Origin of the sequence: Meiothermus sp. Pnk-1, assembly GCF_003226535.1 — a bacterium.
Lineage (GTDB): Bacteria > Deinococcota > Deinococci > Deinococcales > Thermaceae > Allomeiothermus.
In genome coordinates, this window is record NZ_QKOB01000006.1 from 186,789 (window position 1) to 209,116 (window position 22,328).

Genomic DNA, 22,328 nt, shown 5'->3' on the forward strand with positions numbered 1-22,328 from the left:
GCTAACCCATCATCGAAGAACCGCCGCAAAGCAACAAACCTGAACCCCCCGGGGAGTCCCTGGCCACCCGGGTGATCTCCTCGGTGGTGGGGGTGGCCATCCTGGGTTTCATCATGTGGGTAGGGCTACCGCTGGTGGTCCCGGCGCTGATCTTCTTGCTCTGGCTAGGCAGCGCCGAGCTGCGGGACATGCTGGCCAAGCGGGGAATTGAACTCAACATGACGTTTTTGCGTGGGGGCGGCTTGCTGGTGCTGGTCTTCTCCTACCCCCCGCTCTCCGCCCAATACCCGGGCATCCCCTGGCGAGAGATCGCCTTGGGGCTGGTGCTTATCGGCGCCTTCAGCTACGAGCTGCTCAACGGGGCCAACATCCCCCGCTTCGCCTACAGCTTGATGGCCTTCTTATACCTGCCTTGGACGCTGGGGTACTTCCTCTTGCTGCGCTACCATCCCTACGATGATACCTTGGGCATCTGGACGCTGACCCTCCCCTTGCTGGCCACCTTTGCTACCGACGTGGGAGCGTACTTTATCGGCAGGTTCTTCGGGCGAAACAAGCTAGCCCCAACCATCAGCCCCGGCAAGACCGTGGAGGGCTCTATCGGGGGCATCCTGGGCAGTTTTGTGGTGCTCCTCATCTACACCTCCATCGTGCGGCATTTTTATCCTGAGAGCGCCTTTTCCCTTTTGAGGCCGCTCGAGCTATTCGTCTTCAGCCTGCTGCTCTCGCTGGCCGCCCAGCTCGGCGACCTCACCGAGTCCATGCTCAAGCGCTACTGCGGAGTAAAGGACTCAGGGAGCTTTCTGCCTGGCCACGGGGGGCTTTTAGACCGTATGGACAGCGTGCTCTTCGCGGTTCCGCTGGCTTACTACCTGCTGGCGATCTTTTACCCTATCTGAGGCCCAAATGCCGGAAGCTTCGACCAAGCGAGTCGTCATCTTGGGTTCTACCGGCTCCATCGGAACCCAGAGCCTGGATGTCTGCCGCTGGCGCGGCTACCGGGTGGTGGGGCTTGCCGCCGGGAGAAACCTCGAGGCCCTAGGTGAGCAGATCCTCGAGTTCCAGCCCGAGATCGTCGCCGCCGATGCCTCCATCCAACCCGAGCTTCGGCGGCGCTTTCCTGAGCTCGAGCTAGCCACCGCCGAGGAAGTCGCCGTCCACCCGGCGGATGTGGTAGTAGCCGCCATTCCGGGCCTGGCCGGGCTGCCGGGAGTCCGCGCGGCGGTACGGGCCGGGCGCAGGCTGGCTTTGGCCAACAAGGAAAGCATGGTGGCGGCAGGAGCGCTTCTTTGGGCCGAGGCCGAAGCCAGCGGAGCGGAGATCCTCCCGGTGGATTCCGAGCACTCCGCCCTCTTTCAGTCCCTGGCCGGTGAGCCCTTCGGGGGTGTGGCCGAGCTGATCCTGACCGCCTCTGGGGGGCCGTTCCTACATGAGCCCGCCGATCTCTCCGGGGTCACCCCCCAGATGGCCCTCAACCACCCGCGCTGGAGGATGGGGCCCAAGGTGACGGTGGATTCCTCTACCCTCTTCAACAAGGGGCTGGAGGTCCTCGAGGCCAAGGAGTTCTTCCGGCTTCCTTTGGAGAAAATCAAGGTGCTGATCCACCCCCAGTCCTACGTACACTCGCTGGTGCGCTTCCAGGATGGCAACCTCAAAGCCCAACTGGGCCCTACCGACATGCGCTTGCCGATCCAGTACGCCCTCACCTACCCCGAACGCCCCCCCACCCCGCTCCGCGACCTGCCGATTCCCGAGCGGCTCGAGTTCTATCCGCCCGACCTAATACGCTTCCCCGCGCTGGCCCTGGCCTATGAAGCCGGACGGATGGGGGGCTTGGCCCCAGCAGCCTTGAACGCCGCCGACGAAGTCGCGGTGGAAGCCTTTCTGAAGGGGCAGATCGGTTACCGGGACATCGTCCGGATCCTCGAGAAAGTGTTATATCAAACCCCCGCAGGTACGCTCACCTGGGAGAATATCGAACAGGCGGATCGCGAGGCCCGGCGGTTGGCCCGGGAGTTGACCGGGGTCTAGCGGTTTCAGCTTTCGGAGCATCCATGAGTTTACTCTGGTTCATCCTGATCATCGGAATCGCCATTTTCGTCCACGAGCTGGGTCACTACTGGGCCGCCAAGGCGCAAGGGGTGGGGGTCAAGACCTTTGCCCTGGGATTTGGCCCCCAACTCCTGGCCTTTCGCTGGCGCAACACCGACTGGCGGCTCAACCTAATCCCGCTGGGCGGCTACGCCGAGATCGAGGGGATGCAAGAACTTCCCGGCACGGCTCCTCACGGCTATGCTCGGCTTTCGATCCCCGGCAAGCTGTTGGTGTTGGTGGGTGGGGTGGTCATGAACCTCCTGCTGGCGTGGGTCTTGCTGGCTACCGTCTTCGCCACCGAGGGCGTACCCCGGGGGCAGGTGGACAACAGCCGGGCCATCATCACCCAAGTCACGCCGGGAAGCCTGGCCGAGCGAATCGGGTTGCGCCCCGGTGACGTCATCACCGCGATCAACGGCCATCGCTTGACCAGCGTGGGCGAGATCACCCGGGTGCGGCAAAAACCGGGGGCCTACACCTTTACGGTCGAGCGGGGTAAACAGCGCCTCGAGGTCTCCTTTATTTGGACAGGCACCCCCCAAGAGCGCATCGGAATCGGGCTGGCCCCTTACCAGGAGTTTGTCAAACTGCCCTTTTGGCAAGGGTTGATCGAGGCCCCCAGGCTTACCCTGCGGCTCGTCCCGCAGTTTTTTAGCAGCCTGGTGCGCGGGGTGGGGGGGGCCATCTCGGGCAACCCCTCTGGGGACGTAGCCGGGCCGGTGGGGATCGCAGTCGCTACCGGGGAAGCCGCTCGGCAGGGGCTGGGTAGCCTCCTCACCTTGGCCGCCGGGCTCAACCTCTCGCTGGCCATCTTCAACCTGCTGCCCATCCCCATCCTCGACGGTGGACGCATCTTTTTCGTGCTGCTGGGAGGCTTTTTAGGCCTCTTTGGCCGCCGGATTCGGCCCGAGCAGGAAGCCTACGTGAATTACCTAGGGCTGGCCTTCTTGCTGTTTTTGTTCGTGCTGTTCACGTTCAACGACATCCGCCGCCTGATGGGCGGGTGAGCTTTGTGGCTTGAGAAAACCCGAGCTGAGTTTCTGCGCCACGCCGAGAATTACCCCACACATCCCGAGCATTCGCACCGGGTAGACTGGGGCCTACGTTGGATGCCTCTAGGCCAACTACACCCATGAAGTTTCCCGCTTCCCACCTCGCTGCGAAAGGTCACCGATGAACCAAGCCACCGTGCTCATCCCCGCTTACAACGAGGAAACCACCGTAGCCGAGGTGGTGCGGGTGGCCCGTCAGGCCGGATACCCGGTCGTGGTGGCCGACGACGGCTCCAAAGATCGGACTTCCGAGGTCGCGTGCGCAGCCGGGGCCCAGGTGGTGCGGCTCGAGCCCAACCGGGGCAAGGGGGCTGCCCTGGCGGCGGGCTTAGCGGCGGTCCAAACCCCTTTCGTGCTGCTGCTGGACGCTGACTTGGTGGGGTTGAAACCGGAGCACCTGCACCGTTTGCTCGAGCCGGTGGTCTCCGGGAAGCTGGACATGGCCATCGGCGTGTTCCGCTCGGGGGGCCTGATGACCGACTTTGGCAACCGGGCTACGCCCTATTTGTCGGGGCAGCGGGCCTGCCGGGCGGAGTGGCTCCGGGGAGTGCCCCATCTGGCCCTCGAGCGCTGGCCCGAACCCCTAATCACCGACCACCTGCGCCGAACCCGGGCCCGCTGGGCCTACGTGCCGCTACCCGGAGCCAGCCAAGTCATGAAGGAGAAAAAGCGCGGCTTCTGGAGAGGGTTTTGCTACCGGCTGGGGATGTACCGCGATATCCTGCGGTACTGGATAGGGGGACGGCGAAGGGCACGCTAGGACAATCCCGCGCCCGATACCTTTTTCCCAAAGTCAGGTTGTACCATAGGGCCATGGACCTGCTCGAGCGTGCCGTCAACGGGGAAGCTCTCAACCAGGCAGAGATCGTCTCCTTGTATGCCTTGCCCCTGCCCGAATTAGCCGCGGCGGCGCACGAGGCCCGATTGCGGCAAACCCGCCCGGATATCGTGACCTTCCTGATCGACCGCAACATCAACTACACCAACATCTGCACGGTGGCCTGCAACTTCTGCGCCTTCTACCGCACCCGTCGCCAAGCCGATGCCTACACGCTTAGCTACGAGGAAATCGGGCGTAAGGTCGAGGAGCTGATGGCCATTGGGGGACGGCGCATCCTCATGCAGGGCGGGGTCAACCCGGCCCTTCCGTTTGAGTGGTACTTGGACCTTCTGCGCTACCTCAAGGCCCATTATCCCGAGGTGCGCATCGACGCCTTCAGCCCGGAGGAGATCTTAGGGCTCGAGAAGCTCACCGGGCGGAGGGCGCCGGACCTCCTCGCCGAACTCAAAGCCGCCGGGCTCGACGGGCTGCCGGGCGCGGGGGGAGAGATCTTGGTGGATGAGGTGCGGGCCAAAGCCGCCCCGGCCCGAATCCGCACCCAAGACTGGTTCCGCATCCTTGACGCCGCACAAAGCCTGGGGCTATACACCATCGCCACGATGGTGATCGGCTTCGGGGAGAGCCTAGAGCAGCGGGCCGAGCACCTGATCGGGCTGCGCGAGCAGCAAACCCGGGCGCTCGAGCAATATGGCCAGGGCTTTGCCGCTTTTGCCATGTGGACCCTGCAAACCGAACACACCCGGCTCAAGGGCAAAGCTCCGGGGGCCACCGCCTCCGAGTATCTGCGCAACCTGGCGGTCTCGCGGCTGGCCCTCACCAACATCCCCAACCTGCAAGCCTCCTGGCCTAGCCTGGGCTTCAAGGTAGCCCAGGCTGCGCTCTACTACGGGGCCAACGACTTCGGGAGCACCATGCTCGAGGAGAACGTAGTCTCCGTAGCCGCCGGGCACAACCGCACCCATGCTACCGTCCAGCAAATCGTGCGGCACATCGCCGATGCCGGGTTCACCCCCGCCGAGCGCGACCCCTACTACAACATCCTGCGCTACCCCGACATCGAGACTACCCTGAGCGCGCGCGCGCCCGAGCCGCTGCCGATGGCCTGAGCGCGGCATGATTCGGGTTAATTCCGGAACACCACCTCTTCCCGCCGGAAGTTGCGCACCGCGAGCATCAGGGCCAACCCTGAAAAGAGCAGCGTGCTCAGCCAGGTCAGGGTGATTTGCCACCCCTCAGCGGAGCCTTTTACCAGCCCGTCCAACAGGAGCATCACGTTGAAGGCCGGGACCAGGTAGAACCAGCTTTGCTGGGTCAGGAAGTCTGAGAACTGCAACAGCAAAAGCGGAACGATGAACGCCAGCAATAGCGGAGCCATGTAGCTCTGGGCCTCCTTGAAGGTACGGGCGTACACCCCCAGCGAAAGCTGCACCGAAACCATCATGGCCGCAAACAGCACCGCGGTGAGCAAGAGCGCCAGATAGCCTGTGGGCTCGAGGCTCAGCCCCCCACCCAAAGCAGAGCCACCCAGCATCTCTTTAGGGGCTAGGCTGCGCATGAGCGTGCCCCCCAGGACGATTCCCGCCACCCCGGCGAAGGCCGCCGCCAGCGCCACCGTGAGCACCGCTAGGGCTTTGCCCAAGACGATTTGGAGCAGCGGAACCGGGGCGCTCAAGAGGGCCTCCAGGGTTCCCTTCTCCTTCTCGCCTGCCGTCGCGTCGATCGCCACCGCCTGGCCGCCGTTGAGGATGAAGATCACCAAAAAGTAGGGGATCAAAAAGGCGAAGACCCCCGCCGCCTGCTCTTGAGGACGGGAGGCGTCCTGGGTGCGGATGCTGACCGGCTCGAGGATCTGGGCCGAGAGCCCACGCTCTTGCAGGGCCTGGGCCACGAGTCGATCCTTGTAGCCCCGCAGGGCTTCTTGGATCTTGTCCACCACCAGGCTGCTCTGGGTGGCTCCGCTCAAGCGTCCGTAAACGGTGAAGGTACTCCCCTGATAGCCCACCGCGGCTTGAAACTTCTTCCCCCGGACATCCTCGAGCGGACTATCGGTGGGAACCGGCTCGAGCTTGGCCGCGCGCAAGGCGGCGATAGCCGCTTCGGGAAGGTTCTGCACCCCGATTTTTTGCGTGGCCTCGGCAGTCTTACGGGCAGCATTGCCGAAGAAAAGAAGCGGGCCGTACATCAGCACCGGCATCAGGACGATGGGCAAGATCAGCGTGGTGAAGAGTACCCGCCGCTCGCGCAAGGTGGAGAGCAGCTCCTTACGAAAGATGCGAAGCGCCTCGTTCACGCCACCACCCCCTGCACCTTGTGGACGAAGGCGCGCTCGAGGCTCCCCTCACCGATCTCCCGGGCTTCGGCGGTGGTTCCCTCATAGACCAGCCTACCCCCGTAGAGGAACCCCACCCGGTCGCATACTTCTTCGGCCTCGCTCATCACGTGGGTGGAATAGATCAGGGTCTTGCCGAGGTCCCGGTACCGCTTGACAAAATCGAGCAGCGCCCGCCGAGCAAACACGTCCAGCCCGCTGGTGGCCTCATCCAGCAGCAAAACCGGCGGCTGGTGCAGGATGGCCCGCGCGATGACGGTTTTCTGGCGCATCCCGGTGCTCATCTCTTTGACCAGCTTCCCGATGGCATCCTCCAGCCCCAGCAACCCCACCACCCAATCCAGCCGCTCCTCGAATACCTTGCCGCCGATGCCGTAGAACCCGGCGAAGAACTCCAGCACCTCTCGCCCGGTGAGCCGCTCGTAGACCTGCATCCCCCCGTTGACGATGCCCAGATTGCGCCGTACCTCGAGGGGTTGTCTTCGGATATCGAAGCCCGCCACGGCGGCGGTTCCTCCGGTAGGGGTAAGCAGCGTCGCCAGCATGCGGAGGGTGGTGGTCTTCCCTGCCCCGTTCGGCCCCAAAAGGCCATAGACCTCGCCGGGTCGTACCTCGAAGCTCAGGTGATCCACTGCGCGGAAGCGTTTGTAGTCTTTGGTAAGCCCTTCGATTTTGACCATACCTGCCTTTTGGGATCATCTTACCCGCCTCGGTCAAAATACATGCCAGGAGGGCCCGCGCGGGCCCTCCTGTGGCGCAGGGCAGTTTACTGGCAGTTCGCCCGCAAGGTCAGGTCGTAGCCGGGGTAGCTCTCCCCTTGGTAGGGGTTGGTGCTGTCCTTGGCTTTGCTGCTATCGTAGCCGTTCCAACCCTTTTTGACGTTGACGGTGCCGACGAAGATATAGGTTTTGCTCCCCTCGCTGTTGGCGTAAAGCAGGTACTTGCTGCCGCTATCGGCGATGTCCTCCCCGTTATCTAGCTTGCTATTGTTGTTGGCATCGCAGTAGGCATACACTTTGTAAGCCGCTTCGTTGGCGCTGGTGGGAAGCTCCATGACGTAGGTCTTGAACTGGTTGATGTTTTTGATCTCCTGCTGGTTGTCGTAGGTGGGCAGCCCGCCCTGGCCGATTCCTATCAGCGCCAAGCGCACCTTGCTGGTGTTCACGTTGGCCCACTTGTAGGTGCCATCCTGGCTGTCTACAAACGAACCCAAGACCTGCTGCCCCCCGACCCCGGGCAACAACCCACACCCGGCGAGAAGACCGGTGGCTGCGACCAACCCCAATAGCTTTGCTTTCAGATTCATGTCATCACCTCCAAGGCAGAAGGTATTGGGGCCAGCTTAGGCCTGGCTAAGCCGGAGCTGACCCGTCGCTGTGTAGAGGGTTAATGCGGGCTTGAGCCCGGCTTATTAGCTTTACCCAGTCCGCTTAAGCTTGCCGGTACGCTTGGCCCACCGCTCGGCCTGGTGGAATACCCAAAGCCCTGCCGGGATCAGGACTACACCCATCAAGAGCAGGACGCCCAGCTCGGGCAGCACCGAGGAGATCGGGGCCCCCACCAGGTGGTGCGGTGTGGACTCGGGGTTGTTGATGCCCATGAGCTTGCGCGAAGCCTCGAGGGCGTACGTCGCCGGGCTCAGGTAGGCCAGGGGTTGCACCCAAGCAGGCAGTACATCCACCGGATAGTAGATGCCCGAGACCAACAGCAGGACTCCCTGAAAGATATTGGTGGCCTGCGCCCCGTTCTCCGGGCTCATCACCGGGAGGACCGCGGCCATCAAGCCCAAGCCCATAAAAGCCAGGCTCGCCACGAGCAAAACCACCAAGACCCCCAGCAGGTTGGCCCCCGAAACCGAGACCTGGATGAAGATCACCAGCCCTACTAAGATCACCACCGTCCTGAGGATGCTGTAGATGACGGCGAAGAGCGAAACCCCGGTGAGGTGAATGAGCCTCGAGACTGGGGCCATGAAGGTGTACTCTAAGGTCCCCTCCCAGCGCTCGTAGCTGATGGAGTTGGCGATCTCGTTGTACATGGCCGACAAGAACGACCATAGCAGCACCCCCAGCAAGAGGGTGAGGGTGAGCCGGAAATCCCCCTGGGCCTTTCCGATCAGGGCGATGGTGGCCGAGTTGACAATGGCGTAAAAGACGAACACCACCACCCAGCTCAAGTAGCGCCGGGTCAGGTGCCAGTCACGGAACACGAAGGCCCACATGGGCCGCCAGTATCGCTCAAGCATAAAGCTCCTTTCGGTCGCGTGGTATGTCGCGCGCCGAGCGTGTGACGTCAGACGTTCTCCTCTTCGTCGTCGATTTCCTCGCCGGTCAGGATAATGAAAGCCTCCTCGAGGTCATCGGTTCCAGCTTGCGCTTTGAGATCCGCCGCGCTCCCTTCCGCCACCAGACGACCATGGGCCAGGAAACCGATGCGGTCGGAAAGCCTCTCGGCCTCGGCCATGTCGTGGGTGGTGAGGAGAATGGTGGTTCCCGCTTCACGGCGCAAATCCTCCAAAAAGGCCTGCACATCTCGACGGCTCTTAGGGTCCAGACCGGTAGTGGGCTCGTCTAACAACAGCAGCGGCGGGTTGATGAGTAACGCCCGGGCGATGGCGATCTTCTGCTGCATCCCCCGGCTCATCTCTTCGATGGGGTCGGTGAAACGGCGGGACTCGAGCCCCAAGCGTTCCAAGATCTCCATCGCCCGCCTCTCCGCCTTCTTGGGCTCGAGGCCATAAAGCTGCGCGGCGTAGAGCAGATTCTCGCGCGGCGAGAGCTTTTTGTAGAAGGCTGCGTCCACGCTCACCCGGCCCATCTTCCGGCGCAGTTCACGCTCGCCCTCGGGCAGCTCGTGCCCCAGCATTCGCACCGTACCGCCGTCGGCGGTGAGCAGGGTAGAAAGGATGCGAATAAGGGTAGACTTCCCCGAGCCGTTGGGGCCCAACAAGCCGTAGGTTTCCCCCTCATACACCTGGAAGCTCACCCCCTTGAGGGCCCATTCCTCCTTCACCACACTGTGAAATATCCCCTCGCGCTTGCGAAATACTTTCCTCAGATCTCGCACTTCAATGGCCGTCTTGGTTTTCACAGGTGTCTGCAACGTCATAGCTCCTCCAGCGAAAAGCTTCTCAAGCCATCCAAACAGAACAGGCGGCCCGAAGGCCGCCAGCTCTCACAGGACATCGTTTCGTCCCGATAGTCGCGGAGTTCGGGTCAGGGTGAGCGCCTAGAAGCGCACTCTAAGCATGAGGATGTTGCTCATCGTTACACCTACCGCTCCGTAGTGTAACCGCTGGTCAGCCCTTTTGCAAGGCGGGTTGTAGCGCATAGGCCACAGGTATGATTATAACGTAATAGTCCTCGAGCCCGATCAGCGTAAAACCCAGCCCGAACGACACCCCCCACCCTTAGACGATGTGGCGCTCGGTAGCTCGAGCCCGGTTCGAGAACCGCTCGTAGCGAAGCGGATCTATGTTGAGGGTAGCGGCGCGGCCCTCGGTGATTTCCTCGGCCATCAGGCGACCCACCGCGGCGGCCTGCTGAACCCCATGCCCGCTAAAGCCACACGCATTGACCCAGCCCTCCACCCCTGGCATCCGGCCCAGGATGGGGGTGTGGTCAGGGGTGACCTCGTAATACCCCCACCAGGAAGCCTTGCGATCCAAAGCGGTTTTGGCCAGCCAGGGAAAGCGGTCAAGGCCGGCCTCGAGGGTGGGCTCGAGCCAGGCCCAGTCCATTCCCGTAGCGAAGCCCACATCGGCCAGGTTGCTCTTGCCGAAGATGAGCCGCTCTCCCTCCGAACGGAACCAGAAACCGCTCGCGAGGTCGATGGTGAGCGGGTAGCTGTGCTTCCAGGCGGTGGGGGCGGTGGTGAAGACCATCCGCCGCGCGGGCCGCACCGGGATCTCCAACCCAGCCCGCCGCCCCACCTCGCCCGCCCAGGCCCCGGCGGCGTTGAGGAGGTATGGAGCTTCAAACGTAGCGCGGCTGGTTTCTACCCTCCACACTTGCCCCTGCCGGAATGCCCGGAGAAGCTCGGTCTCGAGGTGCAGCTCCATCCCTAACGTACGCGCCCGGCGCAGGTATTCCATCGTGATGCCGTGGGGGTCCACCACCCCATCGGCCGGGCCCAAGGTAGCCCCGGCAAGCCCTTTGGGATCGAACTCGACGATATGCTGCGCGTCCTCGAGGCATAGCTCCTCCACCGGAACCCCGAGCGAGCGCTGCAGCTCCACCGCTTTATGGTGCTGGGGCCATTCGGTTTCGGGCACCAAGAACAGGTAGCCGATAGGCCGATAGGCCGCCTGCGGCATCTGGCGGTATTCCCGGATGCTCTCCCAGGAGAGCAGGATGTTGGTGGGCTCGGAAAACTGCACCCGTACCCCCGCCGCACTCTTACCGGTGGAACCCATCGCCGGCGCAGGGGCTGCCTCGAGGAGGCGTACCTTCAGCCCCCGTTCGCCCAAGCGGTACGCACACGCCGCCCCGATAATCCCCGCGCCGATGAGCAAGACATCGGCCGTATACACAGCGCTTTCCCCCATGCCCTACAGCTAAACCACCTCACCACGGGCTTGTCAAATCTTCGAGGAGCGATCGAGCGGCGGCTGAGCCGGGGCATCGAGATCGCGGGCTAGGGCAGCAAGGCGGGTCAAGCTCTGGTCGAGCTCCTCCAACACGATCAGCAAATCGAGGTGAGCCAGGGTGGTAGCCCTAGACTCGACCCGACCGTGCTCGAGGCGCAGCAGGTGGGAGCGGCGCAGATCGAGCAGGTAGCGCTCTACCTCCTGCCGCTCGGCCACCACCTGGTCTGCCAAAGCTGCGTTGCGCGTAGCCAGGGCAGCCAGGGCCAGCCGCAAACGCCGATGGGTACGCTCGGCGGCGGCCGCCAACTCGGCCCGTCCCTCGCTGGAAAACTCTAGATGCTGCTGGTAGAGCTTGTTCTGCATCCGCAATATGCGCCGCACCTGGTCGCCCATGTGCTCGATCTCACTGGCGGCGATCATCAGCATCAGCGGGGCTTCCCCCGGATGGCGCGAGGAGAGCTCGCTCAGGTACAGCACCACCGCCCGGGTTAGCTGGTCCACCTTCTCCTCACGCCGGGCCACCTCGGCGGCGTTCCCCTGGCCATCCGCCAGGATCCGCACCGCCTCGGCCAGCATCTGGGCGAGTTGGTCACCCACCCGGCTCACCTCCCGCAGGGCCAGGCTCGAGGCCAGCTCGCGCGAGGCCAAGGCCTCGGCGGAGAGGTACTTGGGCGAGACAGCTTGCGCGGTGTTAGGGATCAGGCGGCCCATCAGGGCCTCGAGGGGGCGCAGCAAGGGCAACGCCAGCAGCGAAGCCAGCAGATGGTAAAGGGTGTGGGCCTGGACCACGGCACCCCCAGCCCCTAACCCCAACGCCCCGGCCAAGCCTTGGCTGAAAGCGGCAAAAGGCCCCATCAGCAACAAGAAAACCCCCGAGAGCAAGGTCTTCCAGCCCACGTGCGCCCAGGCGATCCGCCGCCCCAGCGGGGCCCCGCTCCAGTGGGTGAGCACCAGCAAGAATCCAGAGCCCGCCCCTCCCCCCAGCAGCAGCGCCAAAGCCGCCGAAAGCGACAGCGCCTCGGCCCCGGCCAGCGCCAGCGCCAAAGCCGCCACCGCGTTAGCCGATCCCAGCAAGGCGGCCAGGGCGAAGCCCAGCCCCCATAGCCCCAGGGGGCTGGCCTCGAGGCTTTGCCGCACTAGCCGGAAGAGTTCGCTGTCCATCGCCGGGAGCAGGTTTTGCACCATCAGGTTGATCCCTAGCAGCAACAACCCCAACCCCATCAGCATCTCACCCCAGCGCCGGGCCTTGTTCCACAGGCTGAGCAGGTACCCCACCCCCACGATGGGCAAGGCCACCGCGCTCAAGGGGGTAGCGGCGAGTTGCAGGGCCACCGTGGCTCCGGCCTTGGCCGCCAGTCCCAGCACCAGCGCGGTAGCGAAGGAGGTAATCCCGGCTTCGGCCAGACCGATGGCCGTAAGGGAGAGGGCCGAGCTGTTGAGCGAAAGCGCCCCTACCACGACCCCGGCCAGCCAGGCCCGCAGCGGGTTGGCTGTGGCGGCGGTAAGAATACGCCGGGCCGATCCCCCCAAGAGCGCCGACAGCGCTTCGGAGAGGAGCTTGAGACCTAAAGTCAAGATAGCCAGGCCGCCAAGAGCGATCAGCACCGTTGCACCTCCCCGCTACGCGGCGAAAGAAACGCCTCCCCGCTACGCGGCGAAAGAAGCATCTCCGCCCGGCTCGAGCTACAAATCACCCCGCAAGTATAGCGCGTTGCTACCTGAATTTGCCCCAAAGCCACCCCTCCGGGAAGCCCCGGCTTTTATCCTAAAAACCATGAGCTTGGTCATCCGTCCCTACACCGAGGCCGATTACCCCGCGCTTTTGCACATCCAGCGCGAATGCTTCCCGCCCCCCTACCCCGAGGAGCAGCTGTGGAGCCTCGAGCAGATCCGCTCGCACGTGGAGCATTTTCCAGAGGGCGCTTTGTGCGCGGTGCTCGAGGGGCAGCTGGTGGGTTCTTGCACCTCCCTCATCATCCAGTGGAACCCTGGCGAAGCAGCCCACTCCTGGGGCGAGGTTACTGACTGGGGCTTTATCCGCACCCATAACCCCAGGGGCAACACCCTCTACGGGGTGGACATCGCAGTCCGGCCTGCCTACCGGGGCCGAGGCATCGCCCGAGCACTTTACCAAGCTCGCTACGAGTTGGTGCGGCGGCTGGGCCTGGAGCGGTTCCTGGCCGGAGGCAGAATGCCCGGCTATCACCGCTACCAAGACCGCCTCACCCCCGAGCAGTACGCCCAAGAGGTGATCGCGGGCCGCATCCTTGACCCGGTGATCACCCCCCAGCTCAAAGCCGGGCTCAAACCGCTTCAGGTGGTGCGGGATTACCTCCCAGACGAAGAGTCGGGGAACTGTGCGCTGCTGCTCGAGTGGCGCAACCCCGACCGCGCGTGATCGCCACGCTAGCCTAACTGCCGCGCCGTCCTGGGCACCGTGCTCGTGGACGAGACTCGGCGGAACCTCGCCCAGCTCTCCTGGAAGGAACTGGGCGGCCAGCGGGGAGAACTGCTCGATAGAGCGCAAAGCCTAGGAGGCCGAGCACGGCCAGGAGATGCCGGTGTTGGCGCAATCACAGCCTCTTCGCCAGCGACCTACCCCTCGGGCTCGAGCAAAGCCGCCAGGAGCTCCGTACAGCTTTGGCCGGGTTCAACTCTTCGAGGGCTGGTCGCAAGTGCGCGTTTGGAACTTTGTTGCCGCGCCATGAACGCCGCTAGCCCCTTGACGACGGCCCGGAGGGCCGGAAATGGGTGATCAGGGCCTCGAGCACGCTATCTAATGGCTTGCCTACGGACAGGAGGCCGATGCCTGTCCCGGCGAGGAGGAGCTGGCCCTCTAGTTCCTGTGGCCTAATGTAGGCCAGGAACACCGGAAGGCCCATCTGGGTGGCGTGATCTACCACCTTCTGCCGGGTAATGCCCTCCACCCCGCCCTCTAGCACCCACAGCTCCCCATCGCGCCACAGCAACGGGCTGGTGCGGCTGCCATCGACCACATGCCCGTGAACATCGAGCAGCAGGCCCTCGAAGCAGCCCTCCTGCTCGGCCTCGCGCCGGGCGAGGCGGTACGGAAGGTAGTTGCCACTCTTGTAGCGGCCAAGGTCGGGGTGGACCCGCAGCGAGGTGACGTGGACGCTCACTCCGTAGGTATAGGCGGGCTCGGGGGGCGGGGCGAAGGGGCGGGCGCTCGAGGCGTACCCTTCGGGAGCCACCGCCAGCCGCAGCAACAGGTCCGAGCGCTGCTCGCGGTAGTGCTCGACCTCCCGCTCGAGCGCCCCGAAGCCCGGAAAAGCGATACCCAGTGCCTCGGCGTGGTGGCGCAGGCGCTCGAGGTGCTCGGGTAGCCACAGCGGCTCGCCACCCTCCAGGCGCAGCGTGGTGAACACGAAGAAGCCATGCCAGAAGGACTCGGGGAGCGAGGTGCCGACGGGTTGACCGTTGATGCGGATCATGGCTCAGGGTTCAGCGAGAGAAAGTTGCCCAGCAGCACCATCCCGTACTCCGAGAGCAGGCTCTCCGGGTGGAACTGCACGCCCCAAGCTGGGCGTCGCCGGTGGGAAAGCGCCATGCACAGCCCGGAGGCGGTCCAAGCCTCCAGCCGCAGCACCGGGGGCAGGTCGCAGAGGAGCAGGGAGTGGTAACGGGTGAAGCGGGCCGGACTGGGCACTCCCGCGAAGATCCCCTCGCCGCGGTGCTCGAGCCAGAAGGCTTCGCCGTGAACCGGACGGGAAGAGCGCTCCAGGCGTGCCCCCAGCACCACCCCCAGGGCCTGGTGCCCCAGGCAGATCCCCAGGAAGGGCAGGCGGGCCTCGAGCGCGGCTCGGGTCCACTCGAGGGTCCGGCCCGCCGTCGCCGGCTCGCCCGGCCCCGGCCCGACGACGAGGTGGGTAGCCCACGACAGATCGGGCGCTTCGCCGTGGTCAACCACCCGGACCTCGGCCCCCAGCGCCCTAAGGTAGTCCACGAGGTTGTAGCTGAAAGAGTCGTGATTCTCCAGGAAGATCACCCGGCCTCCCAGGCGTCTTGCCGGTATCGGCGGCCTCCAAACGCTGTCTCGACGCGGTAGGGCCGGGGCCTGCCCCTCCCGACCCTGCCCCAAAGCTTGCAGTAGGGCTTCGGCCTTGGCCTGGGTCTCGGCGTACTCGCGCTCGGGATCGCTCTCGATGACGATGCCCGCCCCCGCCGAGAAATAGCCCGTCCCGCCCGCGAAGCTGAAGCTGCGGATGAGGATGTTGAAGTCGCACCCCCGCCCCGAGACGTAGCCCATGGAGCCGGTGTAGGCCCCCCTCGGCACCGGCTCGAGCTCGGCGATGGCGCGCATCACGCTCTCCTTGGGCGCGCCGGTGATGGTCCCGCCGGGGAAGATGCTGGCGAAGGCCTCGCGCAAGGGGGCCCGGCTCCTGCCCCGCACCTCGGAGACCAGGTGCATGACGTGGGAGTAGCGCTCGAGCGTAAAGGCTTCGCTCACCTCCACGCTTCCCGGCTCACATACCCGCGCCAGATCGTTGCGCAACAGGTCCACGAGCATGACGTGCTCGGCCCGCTCCTTGGCGCTGGCCCGCAGTTCGGCCCCCAAGGCCTCGTCCTGCTCGGGGGTCCGGCCCCTGGGGCGGGTCCCGGCGATGGGCCGCGCGGTGATGACGCCATCCCGGTAGTCAAACAGTCGCTCGGGGCTGCCCGAGACCACCGCGTAGCCCTTTTCCGCCGGCCCGCCCTCGAGCAGACCCATGAAGGGGCTGGGATTGTGGCGCCGCAGGGCCCGGTACAGGGCCAGGGGGTCCACCCCGTGCGCCGCGAAGCGGAAGCGGTGGGAGAGGTTGACCTGGTAGACCCAACCGGCCCGGATGCGCTCTTGCACCTCCGCGACGCCCGCCAGAAAGGCCCGCTCGGGGTAGTCGCCGTGCAACTCGACTTGCGGCAGCGGTCGAGGCTCGGCCAGGACCGGGGCGAGCGCCGTGGAGGGGCTCTGGACGCGCTGCCCCTCGAGCCAGGCATACCCCTCGGGGTAGTAGTAGAACGCCGCCTCGGGCAGTCCGGGCATGGGGGAGTGGGTGGGCAGCCCCAGGTGACGGGCGTACTCGTAGGCGAAGAAGCCGATCCAGGCCGGGAAATACCCACCGGCGTACCGGGCTTGCCCGGTCCCGAAGGGAATCTGCCGCCCGGCGTACCGGGTCTGCCCGGTCCCGAAGGGAATCTGCCTCGCTCCCAAGCCCTGCTCGAGGTAGCGAAAGACCTCGAGCGCGTCCCCCACCGCCTCCCCGTCGAGGTAGGTGATGCCTTCCCACACCTCCAGCCGCCGCGTGGCCCCCACCCCGAGCAGGGTCAGCCGCCCGAAGGGGGTTACCACCCCGGCGGACTCGAGCAGGGCCGGGCGCAGGCCCTGGGACCGGGCCCAGGCGTAGAGGGTGGCGGCATCCTCCTGCATCGCCTCCCACGATTGTAAAGCGGGCTCGGGGTCCCCCTAATGGAAGACGTTTCTGTACACGTCCAGCAGCTCAATCGAGCCACCCAAACACGGCAAGGGGATCTCCCCGCTCCCTACTACGTCCTCCTGCTGCCAGCGCCCGGTCGGATCGCGGAAGAAGTGGCGGATGGTCATGGCCTCGGTATCCACCACGAGGTAGGTCTGGAGGCTGCTGAGGCTGCGGTAGGCCCATAGCTTCTCCCGTAGGTCGATGGTCTTCGTGCTCTCCGAGACCACCTCCACCAGGATGCAGGGGTCGGTTTCGTAGTACTCGTTCGCGGGCTCGGGCGCGCAGACCGCCATCACGTCGGGGTAGTAGAAGGCGTCCTCGAGGCGCAGCTTCATGTCGGAGGCGAATACCCGGCAACCCTTGCCGTCGGCGAGGTCGGCCAGCAGGCGCAGGACGTTCACCACGATGCGGTTGTGGCGACGGCTGGCCCCCGCCATCGCATACATCACGCCCCCCACCAGCTCGTGCTTGACGGGGCTGTGGCGCTCGAGCTCGAGGTATTCTTCGGGCGTGAGCGGCTTGGGGAGGGGGTTGACCATAAGCTCAGTGTAGCCCAGCCCGCCGCTACAGGTTGAAGTACTTCGCCGAGGGGTGATGGACCACGATGGCGCTGGTGGATTGCTCGGGGTGAAGCTGGAACTCCTCGGAGAGTTCCACGCCGATCTCCTGCCACTGCAAGAGCTCTTGCAGGTATTTTTGGTCCTCTAGCCTTGGGCAGGCCGGATAGCCGAAGCTGTAGCGGCTGCCCTGGTAGCCCTGCTGGAACAGAGCTTGCAGGTCGGTGGCGTCGTCCTGGGCGATGCCGAGTTGCTGACGCACGCGCTTGTGCCAGTACTCGGCCAACGCCTCGGCCATCTCCACCGAGAAGCCGTGCCAGTAGAGGTAGTCCTGGTAGCGGTCGGAGGCGAAGAGCTTGGCGGCGTGCTGGGAGGCGGCGCGGCCCATGGTCACCACTTGGCAGCCCAGCACGTCGCGCGCGCCGTTTTCCCAGGCCGCTCGCGGCATCCAGCTTTCCTCGTCGCCCAGCGGGTCGGCGTAGCGGGGGCGGAAGAAGTCGGCGATGCAGAGGTGGCGGCTAGCACCGCCGCGCGCGGCGGTGCCCATCTGGCGGGGGAAGTCGAAGGCGAAGAGCTCTTCTCCGCTTTGGGGGTCGAAGACGATGAGCTTGTTCTTGTCGGAGGCTACGGGCCAGAAGCCGTAGGCCACAGCGGGCTCTAAGGTCCCCTCGTGCATGGCTTGCTCGAGCAGCTGGCGGAAGATGGGCTCGGCCTCGCGCTCGAGCTTCGCCGCGTACTCCGCCTTGTCCATCTCGCCCCGGCGGAAGCCCCACTGGCCGCGGAAGAGGGCATTCTTGTTGACGTACTGGGCGATCACGCCGAGGTCGAGCCCGTTGCCCGGAGCCAGGGGCCGGCCCCCCCGCCTAGTCGGCCTCTTCCCTTCGGCCCGCACCACCTTGCGGCCCCAGAAGGGCGGGCGGGGGATGCGCGGGGCAGGGGGAACGTTGGAGGGGACGTACTCCGAGCCGGCCTTGAGCTTCTCCATGAGGATCTCATAGGCAGTCTTGTACTTGTGCCCGCTCTGCTCGCGGCTGGTGAGCCTGGGCGGGGCGTGGCCGCAGAGCTCGTCCATCAGTTGCAGGCCGTCGAAGGCGTCGGAGGCGTAGTAGACCGGGCCGGTGGTGTAGGTCTGGCGCAGGTCGTGCTCCACGTAGTGGCGGTTGAGGGCCGCTCCGCCCAGAATCACCGGGATGCGGTAGCCCCGCTCGCGCATGTACTCGAGGTTCTCCTTCATCACCACCGTGCTCTTGACCAAGAGGCCGCTCATGCCCACCGCGTTGGGCCGATGCTCCTCCACGGCGGCCAGGATCTCCTCGATGGGCTTTTTGATGCCCAGGTTCACCACCCGGTAGCCGTTGTTGGAGAGGATGATGTCCACCAGGTTCTTGCCGATGTCGTGCACATCGCCCTTGACGGTGGCGAGCACCATGGTGCCCTTGTGGACGCCCTCCAGCCGGTCCATCTTGGGCTCGAGGTAGCGCACCGCCGCCTTCATGCATTCGGCGGCCTGGAGCACGAAGGGGAGCTGCATCTTGCCCGCGCCGAAGAGGTCGCCCACCACCTTCATGCCCTCCAAGAGCACCTCGTTGATCACCGAGACGGGGGTGTAACCGGCCTGCAACGCGGCCTCGAGGTCGGCCTCGAGGCCCACCTTGCGCCCCTCGATGATGCGCCGCTTGAGGCGCTCCTCCACACTAAGCCCGGCCAGGGGGTCGGCGGCAGACGAGCGCTCGACCTTGTGCTTGGCGAAGTAGTCCACGAAGGCGAAGAGGGGGTCGTAGGCCACCGAGCCGTCGGGGTTATAGCGGCGGCGGTCGTAGATGAGGTCGAGGGCGAGCCGGTACTGCTCCTCGGGGATCTGATTGATGGGCAGGATCTTGCCCGCATTGAGGATGGCCGCGGTGAGCCCGGCCTGGATGCACTCGTCGAGGAAGACCGAGTTCAAGACCACGCGGGCCTGGGGCGAGAGGCCGAAGGAGACGTTGGAGACCCCCAAAATGAAGCCTACCTCGGGCAGCAGCTCGCGCAGGCGGCGGATGCCCTCGATGGTCCAGAGGGCCAGCTTGCGGGTGTCCTCGTCGCCCTGGGTGATGGGAAAGGTGAGCAGGTCGAAGAGGATCGAGCTTCCTGGGATGCCGTGGAGCCGGGTCAGGCGCTCGTACATGCGCAGGGCGATCTCCACCTTGCGCTCGGGCGTCTTGGCCATCCCGGCCTCTTTGTCCTCGTCGATGGTGAGGGCGACCAGGGCGGCGCCGTGCTGGCGGGCGAGGGAGGCTATGCGGTCGAACTTCTCCAGGCCGTCCTCGAGGTTGACCGAGTTGAGGATGGCCCGGCCTCCCAGGTGCTCGAGGGCTTCTTGCATCACCTCGACCTGGGTGGAGTCGATCATGAGGGGGATTTGCACCGAGGTGGCGAAGCGCTTGACGACCTCGCGCATGTCGCGCACCTCGTCGCGGCCGGTCCAGGCCACCGAGACGTCGAGGACGTGGGCCCCTTCGGCCACCTGCTCCTGGGCCAGCTCGAGCATCCCCTCGAAGTCGCCGGCGAACAAGAGTTCGCGGAACTTCTTGCTCCCCGTGGCGTTGGTGCGCTCCCCCACGATGAGGATGCCGGTGTCCTGCTTGAGCGGCACCGCCTGGTAGAGGCTCGCCACCTGCGCCGGGAACTGCGCCGGGGGCCTCGCGGCCTGCGGGTGGCCCCCCAGGGCCTCGGCCAGGGCGCGGATGTGCTCGGGGCCGGTTCCGCAGCAGCCGCCCACCACGTTGAGGCCGTACTCCTTCACGAACTTCGTCTGCCAGCGCACCAGCTCCGCAGGAGTGAGGTCGTAGACCACCCGGCCCCCCTCGTTGCGCGGCAGGCCGGCGTTGGGCAGGCAGGAGACCCAGCGGGTGGAGTTCTGGCAGAAGAAGCGGATGTGCGAGTCCATCAGGTCGGGGCCGGTGGCGCAGTTCATCCCGATGACGTCGATGGGGAGCGACTCGAGCGCGGTCAGGGCGGCGTTGTCGTCGGTGCCTACCAGCATGGTCCCGGTGGACTCGATGGTGACCTGCACCTGCAAAGGCACTTCCCGGCCCACCTCGCGCATAGCCGCCCGGGCCGCTAGCACCGCGCAGCGCACCTGGAGGATGTCCTGGGCGGTTTCGATGAGCAGGAGGTCTACCCCGCCCTCGATCAGGCCGCGGGCAGCGGTGCGGTAGGAATCGAACATCTCCCGCCAACCGATCTGCCCCAGGCTGATGAGCTTGGTGCCCGGCCCCAGCGAACCGGCCACGAAGCGGGGCTTCTCCGGGGTGGAGAGTTTATCGGCCTCCTGGCGGGCGATGCGGGCCCCCAGGTAGGCCAAGTCCTCGGCCTCGGCCTCGAGCCCGTACTCCACCAGCACGTGAGGGAAGGCCCCGAAGGTGTTGGTCTCGATCACGTCGGCGCCGGCCTCGAGGTAGCTTTTGTGGATGCGGGCGATCACGTCGGGCCGGGTACGGTTCAAAACCTCCGGACAGCCGTTGTAGAGCTCGCCGCCATAATCCTTCGCCTGCAGGTCATACTTGAAAATTTCGGTGCCCATCGCCCCGTCATAGACCAACACCCGCTGGGAAAGGGCTTTTAGGTAGGGGAAGGTTTCAGCCCGCTCCTCCCGCCGGTAACCCAGATGGGTCAGCGGCTCCTCTCCCCAACCCTGGCCTTTCAGATGAGGGCAGCCCGGGCCACAGGCGTGATCGGCGGAGGTAGAAGAAGCCATACCCTCCAGTGTAGGGAGCTCGGGGGGGAATGGAAAGAGCTTCCCGTTACCCCTAACCCGACCCGGTGGCTCTGCTATCGTTAGGACATGTCCGACGCCAAACCTAGCGACCTCACCCGGGGAATCCTCTTCACCGATGAGTACCAACTGACCATGGCCCAGGTCTACTACCGGTTGGGCTTAGCAGAGAAACCCGCCCTCTTCGAACACTTCTACCGGCGCAACCCCGACTACGGACAGCATCAAGCGGGGTACTGCATCTTCGCCGGCTTGGACCCCCTGCTCTCTTGGATGCAGGGGGCGCGCTTTGACGACCCCACGCTCGAGGCCCTCCGCGGCCAGAAGAGCCGCTCGGGAAAACCCCTTTTTGACCGGGACTTTCTCGAGTACCTGCGCCAGCATGGCTCCTTCGAAGGGCTCTCGCTCAAGGCCGTCGCCGAGGGTCGGGTAGTCCACCCTCAGGTTCCTTTGGTGGTGGTCGAAGGGCCGCTCTTACAGGCTCAACTGCTCGAGACCATCCTGCTCAACCGGCTCAACTTCGAGACCCTGATCGCCACCAAGGCCAGCCGGGTGCGCGAAGCGGCGGGCGAGAGTACCGTGTTGGAGTTTGGGGTTCGCCGGGCTGCGGGAGAAGCCGGAAATGCCGCGACCCGAGCCTGCTTGATCGGAGGGGCCGACCGCAGCTCGAATGTAGGGATGTCGTACGAGCTGGGCCTGCAAGCTGCCGGAACCCACGCCCACAGCCTGGTGCAGGCTTTTATGGCGCTGGGGATGAGCGAGCTGGAAGCCTTCCAGGCTTTCGCCGAGGTCTACCCCGACGACACCGTGCTGCTGGTGGACACCGTAGACGTGCTCGAGTCGGGCATCCCCAACGCCATCCGGGTCTTCGAGGAGCTCAAGCGCAAGGGGCACCAGCCGGTAGGGGTCCGGCTCGACTCGGGCGACCTGGCCTATCTCTCCATCCGCAGCGCTCAGATGCTCAACAAAGCCGGAATGGAAGAGGTCTCGATCGTGCTTTCCAGCGACCTCGACGAGCTGGTGATCTGGCAAATCCACACCCAGATCCGCCAGGAAGCCCGGCGCTATGGGGTAGATCCCGACCACCTCATCAACCGGCTGGTCTTCGGGGTGGGCACCCGGATGGTGACCAGCTGGGGCCAACCCGCCCTGGGCGGGGTCTATAAGCTAGTAGCCATGCACGACGGGGGGGAGTGGAAACCGGCCATCAAGGTCTCCGAGTCCATCGAGAAGATCCTCAACCCCGGCCAGAAACGGGCCTGGCGCATCTACGATGACCGGGGCTTAGCCAGCGCGGACTACCTGACCCTGGCCAATGAAGACCCCGGGGCCGAGCCGGTGATCACCCTCCGCCACCCTACCGACCCCGGGAAACAGCGGCGGCTTTGGCAAAGCCGGTGCAGCCTCGAGCCCCTGCATGAGGAGGTCTTCCGGGGCAAGCGCCTGTTCGACCCTTTGCCCCTCGAGGCCCTGCGGCTGCGGCGCAAGGCCGACGTAGAGCGCCTCGACCCCGGGGTGCGGCGACTGGTCAACCCTCACGAGTACCACGTCTCCCTCTCGCAAAAGCTATGGAGCCTCAAGGCGCAGATGGTAGAGGGGCTGGGCTCGAGCCACCCCTGAGGGGGAACGCCTCGGATGG

Annotated in this window: 18 protein-coding genes; 7 read left to right on the forward strand and 11 right to left on the reverse strand. The window is 65.2% G+C overall.

Annotation, left to right across the window (positions count from 1 at the left end; genetic code table 11):
• Positions 1-71: 71 nt before the first annotated feature.
• The 5 genes from DNA98_RS10210 (at position 72) to DNA98_RS10230 (ending at position 5,093) form a co-directional block, all read left to right on the forward strand.
• The gene (locus tag DNA98_RS10210) at positions 72-899 is read left to right on the forward strand and encodes a CDP-archaeol synthase (RefSeq protein WP_174720033.1); all 828 of its coding nucleotides are present in this window, start codon (positions 72-74) and stop codon (positions 897-899) included.
• Between the two features lie 7 nt (positions 900-906).
• A complete protein-coding gene (gene dxr / locus DNA98_RS10215; RefSeq protein ID WP_110529972.1) occupies positions 907-2,031 on the forward strand; it encodes a 1-deoxy-D-xylulose-5-phosphate reductoisomerase in 1,125 nt (374 codons plus the stop codon).
• A 23-nt stretch (positions 2,032-2,054) separates the two neighbouring features.
• Positions 2,055-3,101, forward strand: a complete 1,047-nt coding sequence (locus DNA98_RS10220; protein ID WP_110529975.1) for an RIP metalloprotease — start codon at positions 2,055-2,057, stop codon at positions 3,099-3,101.
• 166 nt (positions 3,102-3,267) lie between these two features.
• Positions 3,268-3,906 carry a glycosyltransferase gene (locus DNA98_RS10225; RefSeq protein WP_110529978.1) on the forward strand — a complete coding sequence of 213 codons (639 nt, stop codon included), beginning with the start codon at positions 3,268-3,270 and terminating at the stop codon, positions 3,904-3,906.
• A gap of 53 nt (positions 3,907-3,959) precedes the next feature.
• Positions 3,960-5,093 carry a CofH family radical SAM protein gene (locus tag DNA98_RS10230; RefSeq protein WP_110529981.1) on the forward strand — a complete coding sequence of 378 codons (1,134 nt, stop codon included), beginning with the start codon at positions 3,960-3,962 and terminating at the stop codon, positions 5,091-5,093.
• A gap of 17 nt (positions 5,094-5,110) precedes the next feature.
• On the opposite strand, the gene DNA98_RS10235 is transcribed toward DNA98_RS10230, so the two are convergent.
• From DNA98_RS10235 to DNA98_RS10265, 7 genes are all read right to left on the reverse strand, one after another.
• Positions 5,111-6,277: an ABC transporter permease gene (locus DNA98_RS10235; protein WP_110529982.1), complete on the reverse strand. Its 1,167-nt coding sequence runs from the start codon at positions 6,275-6,277 to the stop codon at positions 5,111-5,113.
• Complete coding sequence (locus DNA98_RS10240; RefSeq protein WP_110529984.1) at positions 6,274-6,996, reverse strand: ABC transporter ATP-binding protein; 723 nt, start codon at positions 6,994-6,996, stop codon at positions 6,274-6,276. The genes DNA98_RS10235 and DNA98_RS10240 overlap by 4 nt, the downstream gene beginning before the upstream one ends.
• 86 nt (positions 6,997-7,082) lie before the next feature.
• Positions 7,083-7,622 carry a hypothetical protein gene (locus DNA98_RS10245; RefSeq protein ID WP_110529986.1) on the reverse strand — a complete coding sequence of 180 codons (540 nt, stop codon included), beginning with the start codon at positions 7,620-7,622 and terminating at the stop codon, positions 7,083-7,085.
• A gap of 111 nt (positions 7,623-7,733) precedes the next feature.
• Complete coding sequence (locus DNA98_RS10250; protein ID WP_110529988.1) at positions 7,734-8,561, reverse strand: ABC transporter permease; 828 nt, start codon at positions 8,559-8,561, stop codon at positions 7,734-7,736.
• Positions 8,562-8,608: 47 nt separating this feature from the next.
• On the reverse strand, positions 8,609-9,424 hold the full coding sequence (locus DNA98_RS10255) for an ABC transporter ATP-binding protein (protein ID WP_110529990.1): 816 nt from the start codon (positions 9,422-9,424) through the stop codon (positions 8,609-8,611).
• A gap of 301 nt (positions 9,425-9,725) precedes the next feature.
• On the reverse strand, positions 9,726-10,862 hold the full coding sequence (locus DNA98_RS10260) for an FAD-binding oxidoreductase (RefSeq protein ID WP_110529992.1): 1,137 nt from the start codon (positions 10,860-10,862) through the stop codon (positions 9,726-9,728).
• Positions 10,863-10,895: 33 nt separating this feature from the next.
• Positions 10,896-12,509, reverse strand: coding sequence for a Na/Pi symporter (locus DNA98_RS10265; protein WP_110529994.1), 1,614 nt, complete (start codon positions 12,507-12,509; stop codon positions 10,896-10,898).
• Positions 12,510-12,678: 169 nt separating this feature from the next.
• Between DNA98_RS10265 and DNA98_RS10270 the strand changes: the two genes are divergently transcribed.
• Positions 12,679-13,302: a GNAT family N-acetyltransferase gene (locus DNA98_RS10270; protein ID WP_110529997.1), complete on the forward strand. Its 624-nt coding sequence runs from the start codon at positions 12,679-12,681 to the stop codon at positions 13,300-13,302.
• Between the two features lie 316 nt (positions 13,303-13,618).
• Here the strand turns inward: DNA98_RS10270 and DNA98_RS10275 are convergent, their stop codons facing one another.
• The 4 genes from DNA98_RS10275 to metH are packed head-to-tail and all read right to left on the reverse strand — an operon-like array spanning position 13,619 to position 20,671.
• Complete coding sequence (locus tag DNA98_RS10275) at positions 13,619-14,356, reverse strand: aminotransferase class IV (RefSeq protein WP_110530000.1); 738 nt, start codon at positions 14,354-14,356, stop codon at positions 13,619-13,621.
• On the reverse strand, positions 14,353-16,329 hold the full coding sequence (locus DNA98_RS10280; RefSeq protein ID WP_110530003.1) for a chorismate-binding protein: 1,977 nt from the start codon (positions 16,327-16,329) through the stop codon (positions 14,353-14,355). The genes DNA98_RS10275 and DNA98_RS10280 overlap by 4 nt, the downstream gene beginning before the upstream one ends.
• 36 nt (positions 16,330-16,365) lie before the next feature.
• Complete coding sequence (locus DNA98_RS10285) at positions 16,366-16,917, reverse strand: Uma2 family endonuclease (RefSeq protein WP_110530006.1); 552 nt, start codon at positions 16,915-16,917, stop codon at positions 16,366-16,368.
• A gap of 25 nt (positions 16,918-16,942) precedes the next feature.
• The gene (gene metH / locus DNA98_RS10290; RefSeq protein WP_165364035.1) at positions 16,943-20,671 is read right to left on the reverse strand and encodes a methionine synthase; all 3,729 of its coding nucleotides are present in this window, start codon (positions 20,669-20,671) and stop codon (positions 16,943-16,945) included.
• 87 nt (positions 20,672-20,758) lie between these two features.
• Between metH and DNA98_RS10295 the strand changes: the two genes are divergently transcribed.
• Positions 20,759-22,309 carry a nicotinate phosphoribosyltransferase gene (locus DNA98_RS10295; protein WP_110530009.1) on the forward strand — a complete coding sequence of 517 codons (1,551 nt, stop codon included), beginning with the start codon at positions 20,759-20,761 and terminating at the stop codon, positions 22,307-22,309.
• Positions 22,310-22,328: the final 19 nt, after the last annotated feature.

What these genes read in the sequence shown, in the direction of transcription:
- DNA98_RS10245 (WP_110529986.1), bottom strand. Translation starts at nt 7,622, where the DNA reads ATGAATCTGAAAGCAAAGCTATTGGGGTTGGTCGCAGCCACCGGTCTT.
- DNA98_RS10240 (WP_110529984.1), bottom strand. Translation starts at nt 6,996, where the DNA reads ATGGTCAAAATCGAAGGGCTTACCAAAGACTACAAACGCTTCCGCGCA.
- DNA98_RS10285 (WP_110530006.1), bottom strand. Translation starts at nt 16,917, where the DNA reads ATGGTCAACCCCCTCCCCAAGCCGCTCACGCCCGAAGAATACCTCGAG.
- metH (WP_165364035.1), bottom strand. Translation starts at nt 20,671, where the DNA reads ATGGCTTCTTCTACCTCCGCCGATCACGCCTGTGGCCCGGGCTGCCCT.
- DNA98_RS10230 (WP_110529981.1), top strand. Translation starts at nt 3,960, where the DNA reads ATGGACCTGCTCGAGCGTGCCGTCAACGGGGAAGCTCTCAACCAGGCA.
- DNA98_RS10220 (WP_110529975.1), top strand. Translation starts at nt 2,055, where the DNA reads ATGAGTTTACTCTGGTTCATCCTGATCATCGGAATCGCCATTTTCGTC.
- dxr (WP_110529972.1), top strand. Translation starts at nt 907, where the DNA reads ATGCCGGAAGCTTCGACCAAGCGAGTCGTCATCTTGGGTTCTACCGGC.
- DNA98_RS10295 (WP_110530009.1), top strand. Translation starts at nt 20,759, where the DNA reads ATGTCCGACGCCAAACCTAGCGACCTCACCCGGGGAATCCTCTTCACC.
- DNA98_RS10270 (WP_110529997.1), top strand. Translation starts at nt 12,679, where the DNA reads ATGAGCTTGGTCATCCGTCCCTACACCGAGGCCGATTACCCCGCGCTT.
- DNA98_RS10260 (WP_110529992.1), bottom strand. Translation starts at nt 10,862, where the DNA reads ATGGGGGAAAGCGCTGTGTATACGGCCGATGTCTTGCTCATCGGCGCG.
- DNA98_RS10255 (WP_110529990.1), bottom strand. Translation starts at nt 9,424, where the DNA reads ATGACGTTGCAGACACCTGTGAAAACCAAGACGGCCATTGAAGTGCGA.
- DNA98_RS10250 (WP_110529988.1), bottom strand. Translation starts at nt 8,561, where the DNA reads ATGCTTGAGCGATACTGGCGGCCCATGTGGGCCTTCGTGTTCCGTGAC.
- DNA98_RS10280 (WP_110530003.1), bottom strand. Translation starts at nt 16,329, where the DNA reads ATGCAGGAGGATGCCGCCACCCTCTACGCCTGGGCCCGGTCCCAGGGC.
- DNA98_RS10225 (WP_110529978.1), top strand. Translation starts at nt 3,268, where the DNA reads ATGAACCAAGCCACCGTGCTCATCCCCGCTTACAACGAGGAAACCACC.
- DNA98_RS10275 (WP_110530000.1), bottom strand. Translation starts at nt 14,356, where the DNA reads ATGATCCGCATCAACGGTCAACCCGTCGGCACCTCGCTCCCCGAGTCC.